Source organism: Micromonospora sp. ALFpr18c, assembly GCF_008868155.1.
In the GTDB taxonomy this organism is placed as follows: Bacteria; Actinomycetota; Actinomycetes; order Mycobacteriales; family Micromonosporaceae; genus Micromonospora.
Map to the genome: position 1 here is coordinate 1 of NZ_WBKR01000141.1, position 16,920 is coordinate 16,920.

Annotated in this window: 19 protein-coding genes; 11 read left to right on the plus strand and 8 right to left on the minus strand. The window is 73.4% G+C overall.

Annotated elements, in window-relative coordinates; genetic code table 11:
• Positions 1-137: 137 nt before the first annotated feature.
• The 4 genes from F8271_RS22100 (at position 138) to F8271_RS22115 (ending at position 4,005) form a co-directional block, all read left to right on the plus strand.
• The gene (locus F8271_RS22100; protein WP_151491734.1) at positions 138-980 is read left to right on the plus strand and encodes an SDR family NAD(P)-dependent oxidoreductase; all 843 of its coding nucleotides are present in this window, start codon (positions 138-140) and stop codon (positions 978-980) included.
• Positions 981-1,053: 73 nt separating this feature from the next.
• The gene (locus F8271_RS22105; protein ID WP_151491735.1) at positions 1,054-1,821 is read left to right on the plus strand and encodes a glycerophosphodiester phosphodiesterase; all 768 of its coding nucleotides are present in this window, start codon (positions 1,054-1,056) and stop codon (positions 1,819-1,821) included.
• A gap of 16 nt (positions 1,822-1,837) precedes the next feature.
• Complete coding sequence (locus F8271_RS22110) at positions 1,838-3,232, plus strand: MFS transporter (protein WP_151491736.1); 1,395 nt, start codon at positions 1,838-1,840, stop codon at positions 3,230-3,232.
• Between the two features lie 56 nt (positions 3,233-3,288).
• Positions 3,289-4,005, plus strand: a complete 717-nt coding sequence (locus F8271_RS22115) for a thymidine kinase (RefSeq protein WP_151491737.1) — start codon at positions 3,289-3,291, stop codon at positions 4,003-4,005.
• Here the strand turns inward: F8271_RS22115 and F8271_RS32515 are convergent.
• On the minus strand, positions 3,972-4,142 hold the full coding sequence (locus tag F8271_RS32515; RefSeq protein WP_192580401.1) for a hypothetical protein: 171 nt from the start codon (positions 4,140-4,142) through the stop codon (positions 3,972-3,974). The genes F8271_RS22115 and F8271_RS32515 overlap by 34 nt on opposite strands.
• A 486-nt stretch (positions 4,143-4,628) precedes the next feature.
• Between F8271_RS32515 and F8271_RS22125 the strand changes: the two genes are divergently transcribed.
• Both F8271_RS22125 and F8271_RS22130 read left to right on the plus strand, forming a co-directional pair.
• Positions 4,629-5,396 (plus strand): DUF5753 domain-containing protein, encoded by a 768-nt coding sequence (locus F8271_RS22125; protein ID WP_151491738.1) that lies wholly within the window; start codon positions 4,629-4,631, stop codon positions 5,394-5,396.
• Positions 5,393-5,578, plus strand: coding sequence for a DUF397 domain-containing protein (locus tag F8271_RS22130; RefSeq protein ID WP_151491739.1), 186 nt, complete (start codon positions 5,393-5,395; stop codon positions 5,576-5,578). The genes F8271_RS22125 and F8271_RS22130 overlap by 4 nt, the downstream gene beginning before the upstream one ends.
• Positions 5,579-5,661: 83 nt before the next feature.
• Here F8271_RS22130 and F8271_RS22135 read toward each other — a convergent pair whose 3' ends face one another.
• Positions 5,662-6,120, minus strand: coding sequence for a hypothetical protein (locus F8271_RS22135; RefSeq protein WP_370461945.1), 459 nt, complete (start codon positions 6,118-6,120; stop codon positions 5,662-5,664).
• A gap of 137 nt (positions 6,121-6,257) precedes the next feature.
• Between F8271_RS22135 and F8271_RS22140 the strand changes: the two genes are divergently transcribed.
• From F8271_RS22140 to F8271_RS22150, 3 genes are all read left to right on the plus strand, one after another.
• Complete coding sequence (locus F8271_RS22140) at positions 6,258-7,961, plus strand: acyl-CoA dehydrogenase family protein (RefSeq protein WP_151491740.1); 1,704 nt, start codon at positions 6,258-6,260, stop codon at positions 7,959-7,961.
• Positions 7,962-7,991: 30 nt separating this feature from the next.
• Positions 7,992-9,167: a hypothetical protein gene (locus F8271_RS22145; protein ID WP_151491741.1), complete on the plus strand. Its 1,176-nt coding sequence runs from the start codon at positions 7,992-7,994 to the stop codon at positions 9,165-9,167.
• 77 nt (positions 9,168-9,244) lie between these two features.
• Positions 9,245-9,616 (plus strand): VOC family protein, encoded by a 372-nt coding sequence (locus tag F8271_RS22150; protein ID WP_151491742.1) that lies wholly within the window; start codon positions 9,245-9,247, stop codon positions 9,614-9,616.
• Between the two features lie 77 nt (positions 9,617-9,693).
• Here the strand turns inward: F8271_RS22150 and F8271_RS22155 are convergent, their stop codons facing one another.
• The 5 genes from F8271_RS22155 to F8271_RS22175 form a co-directional block, all read right to left on the minus strand.
• Positions 9,694-10,002: a hypothetical protein gene (locus F8271_RS22155; protein WP_255473720.1), complete on the minus strand. Its 309-nt coding sequence runs from the start codon at positions 10,000-10,002 to the stop codon at positions 9,694-9,696.
• 225 nt (positions 10,003-10,227) lie between these two features.
• Complete coding sequence (locus tag F8271_RS22160; protein ID WP_151491744.1) at positions 10,228-11,226, minus strand: tyrosine-type recombinase/integrase; 999 nt, start codon at positions 11,224-11,226, stop codon at positions 10,228-10,230.
• Between the two features lie 707 nt (positions 11,227-11,933).
• Positions 11,934-12,518 (minus strand): GNAT family N-acetyltransferase, encoded by a 585-nt coding sequence (locus tag F8271_RS22165; protein WP_151491745.1) that lies wholly within the window; start codon positions 12,516-12,518, stop codon positions 11,934-11,936.
• Between the two features lie 22 nt (positions 12,519-12,540).
• Entirely contained in the window at positions 12,541-13,047 is a 507-nt protein-coding gene (locus F8271_RS22170) for a DUF664 domain-containing protein (protein WP_151491746.1), read from the minus strand.
• Entirely contained in the window at positions 13,044-14,075 is a 1,032-nt protein-coding gene (locus tag F8271_RS22175; protein ID WP_151491747.1) for an aldo/keto reductase, read from the minus strand. The genes F8271_RS22170 and F8271_RS22175 overlap by 4 nt, the downstream gene beginning before the upstream one ends.
• Positions 14,076-14,185: 110 nt before the next feature.
• On the opposite strand from F8271_RS22175, the gene F8271_RS22180 reads away from it, so the two are divergent.
• Entirely contained in the window at positions 14,186-15,736 is a 1,551-nt protein-coding gene (locus F8271_RS22180; RefSeq protein WP_151491748.1) for a glycosyltransferase family 39 protein, read from the plus strand.
• A 7-nt stretch (positions 15,737-15,743) separates the two neighbouring features.
• Here F8271_RS22180 and F8271_RS22185 read toward each other — a convergent pair whose 3' ends face one another.
• Positions 15,744-16,064 carry an Rrf2 family transcriptional regulator gene (locus F8271_RS22185; protein WP_192580403.1) on the minus strand — a complete coding sequence of 107 codons (321 nt, stop codon included), beginning with the start codon at positions 16,062-16,064 and terminating at the stop codon, positions 15,744-15,746.
• 8 nt (positions 16,065-16,072) lie between these two features.
• Here F8271_RS22185 and F8271_RS22190 point away from each other — a divergent pair, with 8 nt between their 5' ends.
• On the plus strand, positions 16,073-16,723 hold the full coding sequence (locus tag F8271_RS22190; protein ID WP_225854686.1) for an SDR family oxidoreductase: 651 nt from the start codon (positions 16,073-16,075) through the stop codon (positions 16,721-16,723).
• Positions 16,724-16,920 lie beyond the last annotated feature (197 nt).

Here is a 16,920-nt window from a genome sequence, read left to right on the forward strand (position 1 = left end):
TGAACCAGCACCCCGCCGCCCCCGCGATCGGGTGGGTGCCGGGCATCTCCCGGCACCCGACGCCAGCCCCGGCCATACCATGCGGTGACCCTCACCAGAGGTCACGCGCAGCCGCCCGGGCAGGAAAGCAGGAGATCATGAGCGAGCAGACGGTGCTGATCACCGGCACGTCCACCGGCATCGGGCTGGAGATCGCACTCGGCTGCGCCCGCGCCGGCTGGCGCAGCGTCGCCACCATGCGCGACGTCGGCCGCGCCGAGCGGCTGCGCGCCGCCGCCGACGCCGCCGGGGTCGCCGACCTGATCGACGTACGCCGCCTCGACGTGACCGACCCCGACTCGGTGAGCGCCTGCGTCGAGGAGGTCGTCGGCACGTACGGGCGGCTCGACGCGGTGGTCAACAACGCCGGCGCCGGGCATGTCGGCACCCTGGAACAGGACACCGTCGACGACGTGCGGGCCGTCATGGAGGTCAACTTCTTCGGGGTCCTGCACGTCAGCCGGGCCGCCCTGGCGCACCTGCGGGCCAGCCGGGGCCGCCTGATCACCGTCTCCAGCGTCGGCGGGATCGTCGGGCAGCCGTTCAACGAGGCGTACTGCGCCGCGAAGTTCGCCGTCGAGGGGTACATGGAGTCCCTCGCCCCGCTCGCCGCCACCACCGGGGTACGCGTCACCGTCGTCGAGCCGGGCGCGGTGGCCAGCGAGTTCGTCGCCAACATCGGCATCGACTCCGACGCCGCCAGCGCCGCCGCCGGGGTGTACGGGCCGGCGCTGCGCGCGTACCTCGCCCGCACCGGGCAGGCGTTCGCCGCCGCGCAGTCCGCGGCCGACGCCGCTGCGGTGGTGGTCGCCACCCTGACCGACCCGACGCCGCCGGTGCGGGTGCAGACCTCCGACGGCGCCCGGCAGTTCGTCGGCGTCAAGCTCGCCGACCTCGACGGCTCCGCGGTGGCCCGGATGACCGGCGGCTGGCTGGCCTGAACGTCGTCACGCCGGACGACGAAAGTCGCCGGGAGGTCACCCGGCCTCCACCGGCGGCAGGCATACTGCGCGCGTGCTGACCCGATTCGGCTACCTCGACGCGCCCGCGCCGCTGGCGTTCGCCCACCGTGGCGGCGCCGCAGACGGCGACGAGAACACCACCGAGGCGTTCGCCCGCGCCATCGGGCTCGGCTACCGGTACGTGGAGACCGACGTGCACGCCACCGCCGACGGCGTCGCGGTGATCTTCCACGACCCGACTCTCGCGCGGGTCACCGGCGAACCGGGGCGCATCGCCGACCTGCGCTGGGCCGACCTCGCCTCGGTACGCGTCGGCGGTGCTGCCGTCGTACCCCGCCTCGACGAGGTGCTGGGCGCCTGGCCGCGGGTCCGCTTCAACATCGACGTGAAGGCCGACGGCGGCGTCGAGCCGACGGTCGCCACCGTGACCCAGGTCGGCGCCGCCGACCGGGTGCTGCTCGCCTCGTTCAGCGACGCCCGGCTGACCCGGCTGCGCGCCCTCACCGAGGGACGGGTCGCCACCAGCCTCGGCATGCGCGGGGTCGCCCGGCTGCGGCTGGCCTCCCTGCACGGACGTCCGCTGCGCCTGCCCCCCTCGGTGGTCGCCGCGCAGGTGCCCCCGCGCTACGGGCGGGTGCCCGTGGTGGACCGCCGGTTCCTCGACTACTGCCACCGCCTCGGCCTGCAGGTGCACGTCTGGACGATCGACGAACCCGCCCAGATGCACGACTTACTGGATCGTGGCGTGGATGGCATCATGACCGATCACGTCGGCGTGCTGCGCGACGTCTACCGCAGCCGCGGCCACTGGGCCGCCTGACCATCAAGGACCCCCGATGGCCGAGACCGTGACCCCCACGGTGCACGACACCCCGCCTCCGGCGAGCACTCGCCGGGAGCGGCGCGGCTGGTACATCTACGACTGGGCCAACTCGGCGTTCCAGACCACCGTCATCACGGTGTTCCTGGGCCCGTTCATCACCACCGTCGCCGAGCTGGCCGCCGGGTGCGAGCTGGGCGCGGACACCTGCGACGGGTACGTGCACCCGCTGGGCATCCGGGTGGCGGCGGGGTCGTACTACCCGTACCTGATCTCGCTGTCGGTGTTCCTCACCGTGTTCGTGCTGCCGGTGATCGGGGCGATCGCGGACCGGTCGGCGCACAAGAAGCGGCTGCTCGGCGGCACCGCGTTCACCGGTGCCGGCGCGACCATCGCGATGGCCTTCGTGACCGGCGACCGCTACCTGCTCGGTGGCGCGCTCTTCCTGATCGCCAATATCTCCTTCGGCGCCGCGATCGTGGTGTACAACTCGTTCCTGCCGCAGCTCGGCGGCCCCGACGAGCGCGACGGCATCTCCAGTCGCGGCTGGGCGCTGGGCTACCTGGGCGGCGGGCTGCTGCTGGCGTTCAACCTGGTCGCGGTCACCCGGTTCAGCGAGGACGACAACCCGCAGCGCACCCTGGACCTGGCCCGCTGGTCGATCGTCTCCGCCGGGGTGTGGTGGGCGGTGTTCACCCTGGTGCCGCTGCGCTGGCTGCGGGAACGCCCCAGCGCGGAGGCGGCCCTGGGGCAGCGGGGCAACGTGCTCCTCGACGGGTTCCGGCAACTGGGCCGCACCCTGCGCGAGATCAAGGCGTACCCGCTGACGCTGTTCTTCCTGCTGGCGTTCCTGGTCTACAACGACGGCATCCAGACCGTCATCACCCTGGCCAGCCAGTACGGCACCGAAGAGCTGCGGCTGGAGCAGAGCACCCTGATCGTCACGATCCTGCTGGTGCAGTTCCTCGCATTCGGCGGCGCGTTGAGTCTCGGCGCGCTGGCCCGGCGCATCGGCGCGTGGAAGACCGTGCTGCTCAGCCTGGTTCTCTGGACCGGTGTGATCATCGCCGCGTTCCGGCTTCCCGCCGAGGCGCCGGTGCCGTTCATGGTCCTCGGCGCGGCCATCGGCCTGGTCCTCGGCGGCAGCCAGGCGCTGAGCCGGTCACTGTTCAGCCAGCTCATCCCCGCCGGCAAGGAGGGCGAGTACTACGGCTTCTACGAGATCAGCGACAAGGGCACCAGTTGGCTCGGGCCACTCGCCTTCGGGCTGGTGTTCCAACTCACCGCCTCCTACCGGGTGGGCCTGGTCTCGCTGCTGATCTTCTTCGTGGTCGGGTTCCTGCTCCTGGCGGCCGTGCCGATCCGCCGGGCCATCGTCGCGGCCGGCAACACGCCACCCCGGGTGCTCTGAGCACGCATCCCGCACCCGACAGATCAGGCACGGTCGATCGGCTAGGCTGCCCGACCGTGACTGACGACGCCGCTGCCGCCCCGACCTGCCTGGCCCACCCGTTCCCCGGCCAGCCGCACGCTCCGGCGGGGTGCGCGGCGGCACGCGGTCTTGACGGGCGTCCGGTGCACGCGGCGGCGTTGAAGTTCTTCTGGGGGCCGATGGACTGTGGCAAGTCCACGATGGCGTTGCAGATGAACTACAACCACGCCCGGCAGGGCCGCCGCGGGCTGGTCACCACCCGCATCGACCGGTCGCTGGGCCCGCAGGTCACCACCCGCATCGGCCTGGCCCACGAGGCCATCGAGGTCACCGACGACCTGGACCTGCGGGCTCTCGTGCGGGGCCGGTGGGCCGACGGGGTACGCGTCGACTACCTCATCTGCGACGAGGCGTGCTTCTACACCGTCGAGCACGTCGAGCAGATGGCCGAGCTGGTCGACAGCTACGACGTGGATGTGTTCGCGTTCGGCCTGGCCACCGACTTCCGCTCCAGCCTGTTCCCCGCCGCGCAGCGTCTGTTCGAGCTGGCCGACGAGGTGGCCCGCATCCAGGTCGAGGTGCTCTGCTGGTGCGGCCGGGAGGGGCTGCTCAACGCCCGCGTCGTCGACGGTCGGGTGGTCCGCGAGGGCGCCCAGGTCGTCATCGGCGATACCGTCGACACCGCCGACGTGCGCTACCAGGTGCTGTGCCGCCGGCACTACCGCAGCGGCGACCTCGGCCCCCGCGTCTGACCACTCCCGCCGCCGTCGCCGCGCGGACGGACCCATTGCAGGAACCGTTCGACGTACGCCGCCGGGTCGGGCGTCAAACCCAGCTTCACCGCGTCGGTGTACGCCTCATCGAGCAGGGTCGTCAGCATCAGCACCATCCCGACACGGTCGCCGTGCCAGCGGGAGAGCAGCGACAGGCGTGCGGGCGAACACGGCCAGGGGGCACCGCAGCGCCGGCACCGCCAGTGCGGCAGACCGGGATGGTGTGCTCGCGCGGCCGCCGTCATCCGGTGACCCAGCGGTGCGCAGGGGCGAGGTTGCGGAACACCCGATCGGGTCGCGGCAACGGTGGAACGGGAAACCCGATCGGGTGTTCCGGCGGGAGGCTCGGCGGTTCCGGCTTCTCGGGTTCTGCGGGCTTCGGCGCTTGCGGCACGGCTGTCCCCCTGCGTGTGGTCGGGAAGGGGGCCCGGCCTCGGTGCTCGCCGTCGTGCCAGCCGGGCCCCCGGTCACGACGCGCCCGCGGACAGGGGCCCCTTACCGTCAGTCACGTCGTCTACAAAGAACCTTGCCAGGGGTTGCGGTACGCATACACTCCGTAGCAGGGTTCCTCTGGGACGTTCGGGACGTCAGGAGGGGACGCGATGAATCAGGGACTCATCGCCGCGATGGCTGAGGCGGGAGTAACCGCTGAAAGCCTCGCAGGTCAGGTGGGAGTCGATCCGAAGACCGCCGCGCGTTGGGCCAACCCGGGACGCACGCCGCGCAGCCGGCACCGCGCCGACGTGGCGCGGGTGCTCAGCCGGGACGTAGCCGACCTGTGGCCGGAGGTGATGACGCGACGGGAACCGGTCTGGTTCCGGCCCTGGGTCGACATCGAACGCGAGGCGGTGACGTTGCGGGCCTTTCAACTCGCGTGGATACCCGGTCTGCTGCAAACCGAGGCGTACGCCCGCGCGACCCTGGCTGGCGGCGTGCTGGCGGCAGACAAGGTCGCCGAGCTAGCCGAAGCGCGCGTGAGCCGGCAATCGATCCTGACCCGCGACGGTGGACCTCTGCTGGTCGCCGTGCTCGACGCCGGAGTGCTCAGCCGTCGGGTCGGCGATGATCGCGCCCTCATGGCTGCCCAGCTCGCGCACCTGCTCGCCTACGCCGAACGGGGGACCGTTCAGCTTCACATCGTGCCGGCCGACGCCCCCAGCTACCCCGGGCTGGACGGTCCCTTCACGATCGCGGACATGCCGGACGGGAGCCGGGTGGCACACGTCGACAGCCCGGCACGCGCTCAGATCCTCGACCAGCCGGCAGATCTTGTTACGCTCGAACGACGTTGGGAACGCATTCGAGGCGAGGCACTTCCCCGAGGGCGCTCCTTGGAATTTCTCAGAGAAGCGGCAGCATCATGGACATGACCGGCGCGCAGTGGCGTAAGAGCACAAAGAGCGGCGGCAACGGCGGTGACTGCGTCGAGGTCGCCGACAACCTCCCGGGCGTCGTCCTCGTCCGCGACACCAAGAACCGTGACGGCGGCACCCTTTCCTTCACCCCCGCGTCGTGGCGCGGCTTCGTCGCGATGGCGAAGACCGCTCGCTGACCGACCGACCGCAGAGCCCCCGGCGCAGGCCGGGGGCTTCTTGCGTGCCACACCAGCCCCGGCAATGCTCGCGGACCGGCGGGTCAGAACGGGTCACCGCACACCCGCCAGTCGCCACCCTCACGGACCACCGGCAGGCGGCGCTCCTCGCTGATCCCGCCGTCGCGGGTCACCGTCACCGTCACCGTGCCGTGCGGGCGCCCGCTCCTGGTGGCCACCGACACGTCGGTGATCTCGTAGTCGGTGACCATCGGCGGGGTACGCACCCAGCTGGTGAAACCGATCGCGCTCCAGCGGCTGCGCGCGTCCTTGCACAACCGGTCGTACGCGCCGGTGGTGTCGCCGAGGGTCACCTCGTTGAGGAAACCGTCCGCGGTCTCCCGGATCGGGCCGGCGGCCCCACGAACCGTCTGCAGGTTCCAGGCGGCCAGCCCCGCCACCCCGACGCAGCACAGCGCCACGCCGAACCCGGCGAACGCCAGCCCGGTACGCATCGGACGGGTCCGCCGGGCCGGTCGGCTCCACGACTGGCCGGCACCCACGACTACCGACCGTAGAGAACACCATCACGCCGCAGCGGGACAAGTCAGAAATCCGGTGCGCCGGTGCGCCCTGTTCGGACCGGCCACGGATCGTCTACCGTCGGCGCACACCCCCGAGCAGTGCCAGGAGCCGATCGATGAACCGCTTCGTGCAGCCGGTACCACCCCCCGCCGACCCGTACGCCGACGACACCCTGCTGCGGTCCTGGCTGGAACGTCACCTCGGCCCGGCCGGGCACGCCGCCGCGAAGGGCCGCCTCGCCGACCTGGCGGCCGACGTCAGCGGGCCGCTGCGCGCGGCGCACGCCGACGCCGAGGCGCACCCGCCGACGCTGGTCCGCTACGACCCGTGGGGCGCCCGGATCGACCGCATCGACACGTCCGCCGGCTGGCAGGCGCAGCGGGCCGCCGCCGCCCGGCACGCCGTGGTCGCGTTGCCCTACCTGCCGGACGCGCGCGGCACCTGGGGCGCCGCCGCGCGGGTCGTCCAGCACGCCCTGCTGCACCTGTACGGCCCGGAGTCGGCGACGTTCTCCTGCCCGGTGGCGATGGCCGACGGTGCGGCGGCGCTGCTCAGCATGCCCGACGTCGACGCCGTGGTCCGCGACGCGTGGCTGCCCCGGCTGATCGCCACGGACCCGGCCACGGCGATCACCAGCGGGCAGTGGATGACCGAGTCGCAGGGCGGCTCCGACCTGGGCCGATCCAGCACCGTCGGCCGGCCCGCCGCCGACGGGTCGTGGCGGCTGACCGGCCAGAAGTGGTTCTGCTCGGCCGCGGACGCGGCGATGGCGGTGGCGTTGGCCCGACCCGACGGCGCCGGACGGGGCAGCCGGGTGCTCGCCCCGTTCCTGGTGCCCCGCTACGCGGCCGACTCTCCCCTGGCCGACGGGGCCGCCGCCGACGCGCCGGCGCCGGGTGTCACCGTGCACCGGCTCAAGGACAAGCTCGGCACGCGGGCGTTGCCGACGGCCGAGATCGGCCTGCACGACGTGTACGCGCTGCCGCTGGGCGACCCGGCGGTGCCCGGCCTGGTCCGGGCGATGACCCTGGTCGTGGTGACCCGGGTGCACAACGCCGCGGCGGCGGCCGGTGGGATGCGCCGCGGTCTCGCCTACGCCCGGGCGTACGCCGACGTGCGGCACGTCGCGGGCGGCGCGCTGGCGTCCTCGCCACTGCACCGGGCCACCCTGGGCACCCTCGCGGTCGACGCGGCGGGTGCGTTCGCCCTGGCCGGGCACGCGTTCGCGCTGCTCGGACGCGTCGAGGTGGGCGCCGATCCGGCGGCCGCGGCGGAGCTGCGCATCGTGGCACCGCTGGCGAAGCTCGCCACCGGCCGGCTCGCCGTCGGCTCGGCCAGCGAGTACGTGGAGAGCTTCGGCGGGGCCGGCTACGTGGAGGACACCGGGGTGCCCCGGCTGCTGCGCGACGCGCAGGTGCTGCCGATCTGGGAGGGCACCACGAACGTGCTGGCCCTGGACGTGCTGCGCGCGTTGACCCGGGAGGACGCGGGGGCGCCGCTGCTGAGCCGGCTCGCCGCCGCCGTGGACCTGGCCCGGCCGCTGTCGCCGGCGCTGGCCGACACGCTGGCCGTGGCGACCGCGCAGCTGCGGGACACCATCGCCGCGGTGACCGCCGACGCGGGCGCCGAGGCGGTCGTCGCGGGTGCCCGTGGGCTGGCGCTGCGCCTGTCGTACGCGCTGACCACCGCCCTGCTCGTCGAGCACGCCGCCTGGGGTGACGAGCAGGCGGAGCTGGCCGCCCGGCTGTGGGCGCGACGCTGGCTGCGGCACGAGGAGATCGCCGAGGACGCCCACCACCACCTGGACCTGCTCTGCTGAACGGCCGGCGCGAGCGGAGGGCGGGCACCCGTGTCGGTGCTGATCGAGTTGGGCGACACCCGGGGTGCGCCCCCGGACGACGAGCACCGGCCGCCGGCCGGGCCGTCGCCGCGCTGGCGGGTGGCGCTGCTGCTGGCGATGTGTGCCCTGCTCGGCGGTGCCGCCGCGCCGGCGCGGCTGAGCGCCCAGGTGGGGCCGGCACTGCCGAGCCGGGCGATCCTGCTCAGCGCGGGCCCGCTGTTGCTGCTCGTCGATCCGGGGGCCGACCCGCCGACGCTGAGCGCGTACGACACGGCGGCGTCGTACCGCACGCCACGGTGGCGGGTCGGCATGTCGCCGGCCACCGGATGGTCCGCCGAGACCGCCGGCGACCTCCTGCTGATCACCGAACGCGACCAGCTGCGCCGGGCGTCGGCGACGACGGCCCGGTCGGTGCGGACCGGCCTGCCGCTGTGGCGGCGACCCGAGCGGGTGTACGCGGTCGGCGACACGGCGGTGGCGGTCAGCGAGGTGCGCAGCGCGTCCGAGCCGGGGCGGCGGGTGGAGGGGGTGGTGCATGGCGTCGACGCCGGCACCGGCGCCACCCGGTGGTCGGTGCCGGTGCCCTCGACGGCCGTGCTGGAGGTGCTGCCCGATTCGCCCGCGCGGGTGCTGCTGGTGCAGGACGACGGGCTGGCCCGGCTGCTCGACGCGCGTGACGGCAGGGTGCACGGGCAGGGGTCGTTGCCGCCTGCGGACTACGGCCCGGACAACCCGCAGGCCGTCGGCGGGCACCTGGTGCTGCGCCACCCCAGTGGTGCGGGGGTGACGCTGACCGGGTACGACCTGCCCGGCCTGGTGCCGCGCTGGCGGATGCCGGTCGAGGCGGGTGACCTGACGCTGCGGGCCTGTCAGGGTCTGCTCTGCGCGCAGGACCGGGGCGGCCGGTGGGCGTTCGACCCGGGATCCGGGACGCGCGCCTGGACGTGGCCGGCCGGGCAGCGGTGGCGCACGGTGGCGGGCGCCCGGGGTGCCACCGACACGCTGGTGCTGTTCGGGACGGCGGCGGACGGGCGGCGGACCCTGGTCGCGACGGTGGGTCGTGACGGCCCTCGGGTGCGCGGCGTCCTCCCGGCCGGGATCACCGACTGCCGCCGGGCCGGCGCCCGGCTGGTCTGCCGCGAGAGTGCCGCGCGGGTGTCGGTGTGGCCGCTCGACGTGCGTTGACCCACGATGCGCGGCGGGTCGGGAATCGCCGGCGTACCTGACAGTGGCTGGCAGGTACGCCGGGGCAGACTGCCGGCATGACGACAACCGCAGACCTCGCGATGGTCAACCTGGACAGCTCCGACCCGGCCGCGCACGCCGCGTTCTACCACCGGGTGCTGGGCTGGGAGATCACCCACAGGCACACCGAGTACGCCATGATCAGCGGTGGTGGCGTCTCGATCGGCTTCGGGCTGGTCGAGGGCTACCAGCCACCGTCCTGGCCGGACCCGGCCGCCGCCAAGCGCTACCACCTCGACCTCTACGTCGACGACCCGGCGGTGGCCGAGAAGGAGTTCGTCGCGGCCGGTGCGTCGAAGCCGGAGTTCCAGCCCGGCGGCGAACAGTGGGTGGTGCTCATCGACCCGATCGGCCAGCCGTTCTGCATCTGCCCCCGCCCGAAGGGCTGACGCGGCGGTCAGCGCAGGGGGCCACGGGCGACCGCGGCGCGCATCGTCGCCGCATCGGCCGCCGGGACGAATTCCAGCTACCAGGTGGCGCCGGCCGCGGCCAGCTCGCCGAGGTACGCCCGCTCGGCGCGCTCGTCGGGTCGGCGCCGTCGACCGCCGATCGCCACGTCGAACGGTTGACCGTCGGCACGCGTCGGCGGCAGAGCAGCCACCAGCTCGTGCACCTCGTCGGGGGTGAAGTCGGACCAGCCGGCGGTGTCGGTGAGCTTGTACGGCACGATGCCATCGGCGCGGGCCGCCCGACGTCGTACCGCGCCGGCCTGGGTGCTGCCGCCGACCCAGACCGGCACCCGGGGCGACTGCACCGGGGGCGGCCGCAGCGCCACCTGATCGGCGCGGTAGTGGGTGCCCCGGTGACGGACCCGCTCGCCGCTGAGCAGGCCGGTCAGCGGTCGTCGCCGTCGTAGTGGATCAGATAGTCCTCCAGGAACACGCCGTCCCACCCGGCGTGCTCGGCCAGCTCGCCCAACTCGACGAGGGTGGACACCGCGACGGATCGGAGATCTCCAGACCGTGTCTCATCCGCCGACCCTGGGAAGGGGGTACGACGCTCAGCCGCGTCGCCGCGAGCGCGCCGCCCACACCACGTACGCCGGATCGCGGTCGAGGTTGTGCCGGTCGCGGTCGTAGCGGCGGGTGGTCCGTGGGTCGGCGTGCCCCATCGCGTCCTGCACATCCTCCAGAGGGACGCCCTCGGAGCGGGCGGTGGTGGCGAAGGCGTGGCGTAGGGAGTGCGGGGACAGTCTCGCCCAGGCCGGGATGCCGGCCGAGCGGGCCAGCCGGCGGACCATCCGGAACACCGAGTGTCGGTCGAGCCGGGCACCGCTGGCGGTCACCAGCAGCGGTCCGGTGAGCTGCGGCACCGGCACGCCGGTGGCGGCGGCCCGTTCGGCCAGGTAGGCGTCCACGGCGTACCCGGTGCCGGGGGTGAGGGCGCGGCGGCGCTGCTTGCCGCCCTTGCCGACGAAGCGCACGCTGCGGTGGCCGCGTTCGGTGCCGAGATCGGTCAGGTCCAGCGAGATCAGCTCGCCGACCCGCAGGCCCAGGTCGGCGAGGAGCGCGATGGCGGCCCGGTTGCGCGCGGCGGTTGGGCCGGTCTCCGCGTCGGCGGCGCCGAGCAGCGCGTCGACCTCCTCGGGGGTGAGTCCGACGGTGGCCGAGTGGTCCCGGTCGACGCGGGGACGGTCCGCGCCGGCGACCGGGTTGGCCGGCACCGCGCCGAGCTTGACGAGGAAGTCGTACCAGCTGGACAGCGCGGAGAGCCGACGCGCCACGGTGGCGGGGGTCAGCGGTCGGCCGCTGCGCGCCCCGATGGTGGACTCCAACGCCCGGGCGTACTCGTTGACATGCAGGAACGTGGCCCGCAGCGGATCGAGGTCGCGGCCGGCGCACCAGGTGAGCCAGCCGGTGACGTCCCGCCGGTACGCGTCGCGGGTGTGCTCGGACAGCCGCCGGTTGCGCAGCCACGCCTCGGTGACGTCGACCGGCCCGCCGGGCAGGGCGGGGCGGGCGGCGGGGCGGACGAGCACCGGAGCGTCGGAGGAGACCATGTGAAAAATGTTCTCAGGCTCGGATGGGTTGGCGGTGCAGGCGCGCCGAGGCCGGGCGCTACCGCATCCGCACCGGCAAGAACACCGGCTTCGGCCGATCCCGTCCCAGGTCTTCGCGATCAACCAGGCCTGCCTCCAGTTGGCCGCGCGGTAGTTTCCCGCGAAAAACAACTCCAGCGCTGGTCAAGGCGACCCTGCTCGGACGTCTGGAGCCCGGCATGATCAGCCCGTGTGACCAGCGCTGGAGTTGTTTATGGTCTGGAAACTACGGACGGGTCCACTCCCAACTGACACACGGTCTTAGGGCAGCCCTTCACCAAGGGCGAGGGCCCCCAGTCACCGACCATCTGTTGCGGCCAAATGGGAACGCATTCGATAGACGGGAAAGGCGGCCGCCAGCACCTGCCTCAGGCCCACCACCCCGCGCTTTGCCAAACACTGTCCGTTGAGATCGGCTCGCAGCAGCAGCCGCCACCCGAGCCTGGCGGCGCGCTTCTGCAGCTCGGATGCGAGCTTGAACCGCCGCCTCGTCGGCTAGCTCTCTAAAGGCTTCGCGACCTGTCTGAGCATGTCGGCTTGACCGTTTTGTCCGCTCGGGGTGGGTGCGGAGGTGCCGGGCCGAGGGTTTCACCCTCGGCGCGCCCGCCGGCTCACCTGGCCGGCGACCACCCCGCAACCGGCCGAACCTGTCGCCGCCCGCTGAGGCGTCACATCGGGTCGGTGCGCAGCCGCGCGTGCAGGTGCATGTCGTGCCAGCCGTCGGCGTGCCGCACCGACCCGCGCAGCACACCCTCCACGGTGAACCCGGCCCGCGCGGCCACCCGGCACGACGCCGCGTTGGCGGTCGAATGCTCCAGGGCCAGCCGGTGCAGCCCGGCGCGCGTGAAGCTCCACCGGGTCAGCGTCCGCGCCGCCGCGGCGGCGACACCCCGGCCACGGGCGGTGGGCAACACCCAGTACGACAGGTGCGCCGACGCCTCGCTGAGCAGCACACCCCGCCACCCCACCTGACCGACCGGCCGGTCGTCGGCGTCGACGATCGCCCAGCTGGCGGCCGTCTCGGCACGCCACCGGCCGGCCCACTGCGCCGTCCACGCCCGCGCCTCGTCGTCGCCGTCGAAGCGGCGCACATGCCACCGCTGGATGTCCGGGCAGTCGAAGGCGACCCGGACGAGCGGGGCATCGCCGTCACGCCACGGTCGCAACGCCAACCCGGGGCGTACCGGAAGGTGGGGCTGCTCCTGCCCGCCGACGCTCCCGGCGGGCAGGGCAGGTGCGACGAGCAGCGGCATCGTCCCAGTATCGCGGCTGGCCTCACTCGCCGGTCGGGCCGCCGGCGAGTTCGGCGACCACGTCGAGGTGGCCGAGGTGACGGGCGTACTCCTGCACCAGGTGGAACAGCACACGCTCCAGCGACGCCGGTTCGGCACCGTTCCACCGCGGGCCCGGCGCCCCGACCTGCGCCAGGTCGTGGCCCGTCACCACGGAGCTGGTGTGCGCGCCCTGCGCGCGCAGTGCCGCCACCAGGTCCGCGCGGGTCTCCTCGGGCGCCACGTACCAGCGCTCCCCACGACGGTCACCCCACGGCTCGGCGACCTGCCGGCCCTGAAAGCCCCACTCGATCCAGCGCAGCTCGACGTGGCGCAGGTGCGTGAGCAGCTCCAGCGGCGTCCAGCCCGACGGCAGCCGGCTGCGCCGCACCTCCGTCTCGTCCAACGCCGACACCTTGGCCAGCACGGACTCCCGGAAGTAGTCCAGGTAGCGCAGAAAGACCTCGCTGCGACTGCCGGCCGCCGCGGTGGGCTCGGGAAACGGGATCACGGTGCGGTCGGCAGGTCGCGGCCGCGCTGGCGCACCCCCGCGCCGCCGTACGGGTAGTCACCCACGGGCGGGGCGCTCGCCTCGTCCAGCAGCCGCATCTGCTCGGCGTCGAGGACCAGGTCGGCGGCGGTCAGGTTGTCGTCGAGCTGCTCGATGGTGCGCGCGCCGAGGATCACCGAGGTGACCGCCGGTCGGGCCGCCAGCCAGGCCAACGCCACCGCCGACATGGACACGCCACGTTCCCCGGCGACCTGGCCGACCGCGTCGAGTACCCGCCAGGTGCGCTCGTCGGCGTTGCGACCCGCGTACGCCTCGACGCCGCGCTGCGGGTTCTCACCGAGGCGGGTGGCGCCGGTGGGCGTGCTGTCGCGCTGGTACTTGCCGGTCAGCCAGCCGCCGCCCAGCGGCGACCATGGCAGGATGCCGATGCCCTCGTTCTCGCAGACCGGCACCAGCTCGAACTCGATCTCGCGGGCCAGCAGGTTGTACTGCGGTTGCAGCGTCACCACCGGGGTGAGGTTGAGGTGCTGGGTGAGCAGGGCCGCCTTCTGCAACTGCCAGCCGGTGAAGTTGCTGACCCCGGCGTAGCGGATCTTGCCGGCGCGGACCGCGTCGTCGAAGAACCGCAGCGTCTCCGGCAGCGGGGTCAGCGGATCCCAGGCATGCGCCTGGTACAGGTCGACGGCCTCGACACGGAGCCGCCGCAGGCTGGCGTCCAGGGCGCGGGTGAGGTGCACCCGGGACAGGCCGGCGTCGTTCGCGCCGGAACCCATCGGGAAGCGGCCCTTGGTGGCGATCACCAGGCGGTCCCGCACGCCCGGCCGTTCCGACAGCCACCGCCCGACGATCTCCTCGGAGATGCCGGCGGAGTAGACGTCAGCGGTGTCGATGAAGGTCCCGCCGGCGTCGACGAAGCGGTCGAGCTGCGCGAAGGTGCCCGCCTCGTCGGTCTCGGCGCCGAAGGTCATCGTGCCCAGACACAGGGTCGACACCACCGTGCCGGTGGCGCCCAGAGTGCGATATCGCATGTCGTCCTTCCGGTCCGAGTGACGAAGCTGATCTTCGCACCCGGCCGGGGCACCTGCACCCGGAGGCTCGCGGGCACCCGCGCGGTGGCCACGGGGGCGATGATGGGCGGGTGAGCGAGTCCGCGATCGGCATCGACCGACCTCACCAACCGGCCCAGCCCTTACCGGGTCGGCCACCGCAGCCCGGCCCGCGCGCGCTCGGCCCGTGGCTGGCGGTCGCGGCGACCAGCCTGACGTTGCTGCTGCTCGCCGGCCGCTACGGCTACCACCGCGACGAGCTGTACTTTTTGCTCGCCGGCCGACACCTCGACTGGGGCTACGTCGACCAGGGTCCGCTGGTTCCGGCGCTGGCCCGGCTGCTCGACACGATCGCGCCGGGCAACCTGGTGCTGCTGCGTACCCCCTCGGCGGTGCTCGCCGGCGTGGCGGTGCTCCTGGTCGCCGCCATCGCCCGGGAACTGGGCGCCGGCCGGGGCGGGCAGAGTTTCGCGGCGGTGCTCGCCGCGTTGTCCGGCATCGTCCTCGCCGGCGGGCACCTGCTCAGCACCACCACCGTCGACCTGCTGGCCTGGCTGGCCGCGGCCTGGTGCGCGGTACGGCTGCTGCGCACCGGTGACAGCCGTTGGGCGCTCGGTATCGGGCTGGCGCTCGGCGTGGGCATGCTCAACAAGCTGCTGCCCGCCCTGCTGGCCGTGGGTCTCATCGCCGGGGTGCTCATCGCCGGGCCGCGTCGGCTGCTGCGCGACCGGTGGGTGCTCGCCGCCGCCGGGGTCGCCGTGCTGCTGGCCACACCGAACCTGATCTGGCAGGCGACGCACGGCTTCCCGCAGCTCGGAGTGGCGGCCTCCATCTCCGAGGGCGACAGCTCCTACAGCGGTCGCCTCGACGCGTTCGTCCTCCAGTTCGTCATCATCAGCCCGTACGCCGTGCCGATCTGGATCGCCGGTCTCGTCGCGCTGCTGCGCCGGCCGGTGTGGCGGGCGTACCGGGCGGTGGGCTGGGCCTGGCTGGTCGTGATCGGCGTCGTGCTGATCGCCGGCGGCAAGGGTTACTACGACGCGCCGCTGCTGCTGGTCCTGACCGCCGCCGGCGCGGTCGTGACGGTGGCGTGGGCCTCGCGCGGGTCGGTCCTGCTCCGTCGGGGACTGCTCGCGGTGGGCGCGGTGCCGTTCCTCCTGCCCACCGTGGTTCTGCTGCTGCCGGTGCTGCCGGCCGAGCGGTTGCCCGGTTTCGTGGTCGACGTCAACTACGACGCCGCTGAGACGATCGGCTGGCCGGCGTTCGCCGACTCTCTCGCCGCCGTCCATCGTGGCCTGCCGGCGCAGGAGCGTTCGCGAGCGGTCATCCTCACCGGCAACTACGGCGAGGCCGGTGCCGTGGCCCGGTACGGTCCGGCCCGTGGCCTGCCCCGCGCCTATTCGGGGCACAACAGCATGGCCGACTTCGGCCGACCGCCGGCCGACGCGGACGTGGTGGTCGCCGTCGGCTGGGAGCGCCCCGACCGGTTGACCGCCTGGTTCGACGCGTGCGCGCTCGCCGGGCGGGTGGACCAGCGGGTCGAGGTGGACAACGACGAGAACGGCGGCCCGATCTACGTGTGCCGGGGGCTGCGGCGTCCGTGGGCGCAGATCTGGGACACCGAGGTACGCCACACGGGCTGACCCGTGCTCAACCGTCCTTGTCGCCGCCGAGCCAGGCGCTGACGCTGACCAGGGCCTCGGGGCCGGAGTCGACGTCGACGTCGCGGGCCAGGTCGGCGATCGTGACCCCGGCGAGCGCCTGGCGCCACGCGTCCTCCGCCGCCCACATGGCGCGGGCGATCGGGCACGGGCTGGTGCAGGCGGCGGCCGGGGTGGACAGCGGGCCGCGCTGGCGGATCTCCGTGCAGACGAACGTGGGGCCGGGGCCGTCGACGGCCCGGACCACGTCGAGCAGACCCGCGCTCCGGAGAGCAGACGGCCGGACACGACGCCGTGCCGCTCTCACCATCCACCGGAGTGGATCTCCTCACCGGGCAGGGCCTGGCCGACGCCCTCACCGGCGCCGACGTCGTCGTCAACCTGACGAACTCGCCGACCTTCGACGACGCCTCCCCCGCCTTCTTCCAGACGACCATGGACGACCTGCTCGCCGCCGCCGCGAACGCGGGCGTGGGCCACGCCGTGGTGCTGTCCATCGTCGGCGTCGACGAGGTGCCCGACCTGGCCTACTACCGCGCCAAGGTCCTGCAGGAGGACCTCCTCAAGGCCGGCCCCATCCCGTACTCGATCGTCCGCGCCACCCAGTTCTTCGAGTTCGTCGACGCGATCCTGTCCTGGACCGCCGACGAGAACACCGTCCGGCTGCCCGCCACCCCAGTGCAGCCGATGGCCGCCGCCGACGTGGCACAGGCCGTCGCCGACGTCAGCATGGGCGCCCCTCTGGGCGGCGTCCGCAACGTCGCCGGCCCGGACGTCTTCGGCCTCGACGACCTGGGGCGGATCACCCTCGCCGCCCACGGCGACCAGCGCACCGTCACCACCGACAACAGCGCCGGCATGTTCGCCGCCGTACCCGGCGACGCCCTCATCGCTCCCGACGGCGCCGTGATCGCCCCCACCGCCTACCGGGACTGGTGCCGGCGGTCGCCCAGCCAGGCGCGCCGATAGCCGCCGCCGGCCGCTCAACCCATGAACCTCTTAGTGCGCTCACGGGTTGAGCGGCCGGTTTGCATCGCTAAGTGGTCCGCTCCGTAAATCCTTCGGGGGTTATGCGGTCAGGGCCAGTGCGGCAGGCTGGTGATCGCAGCCGGTGGGTTGCTGGGGGTTCTGCTCTTTCTGTTCGTGTCGCTCGATCCGGGCCATCA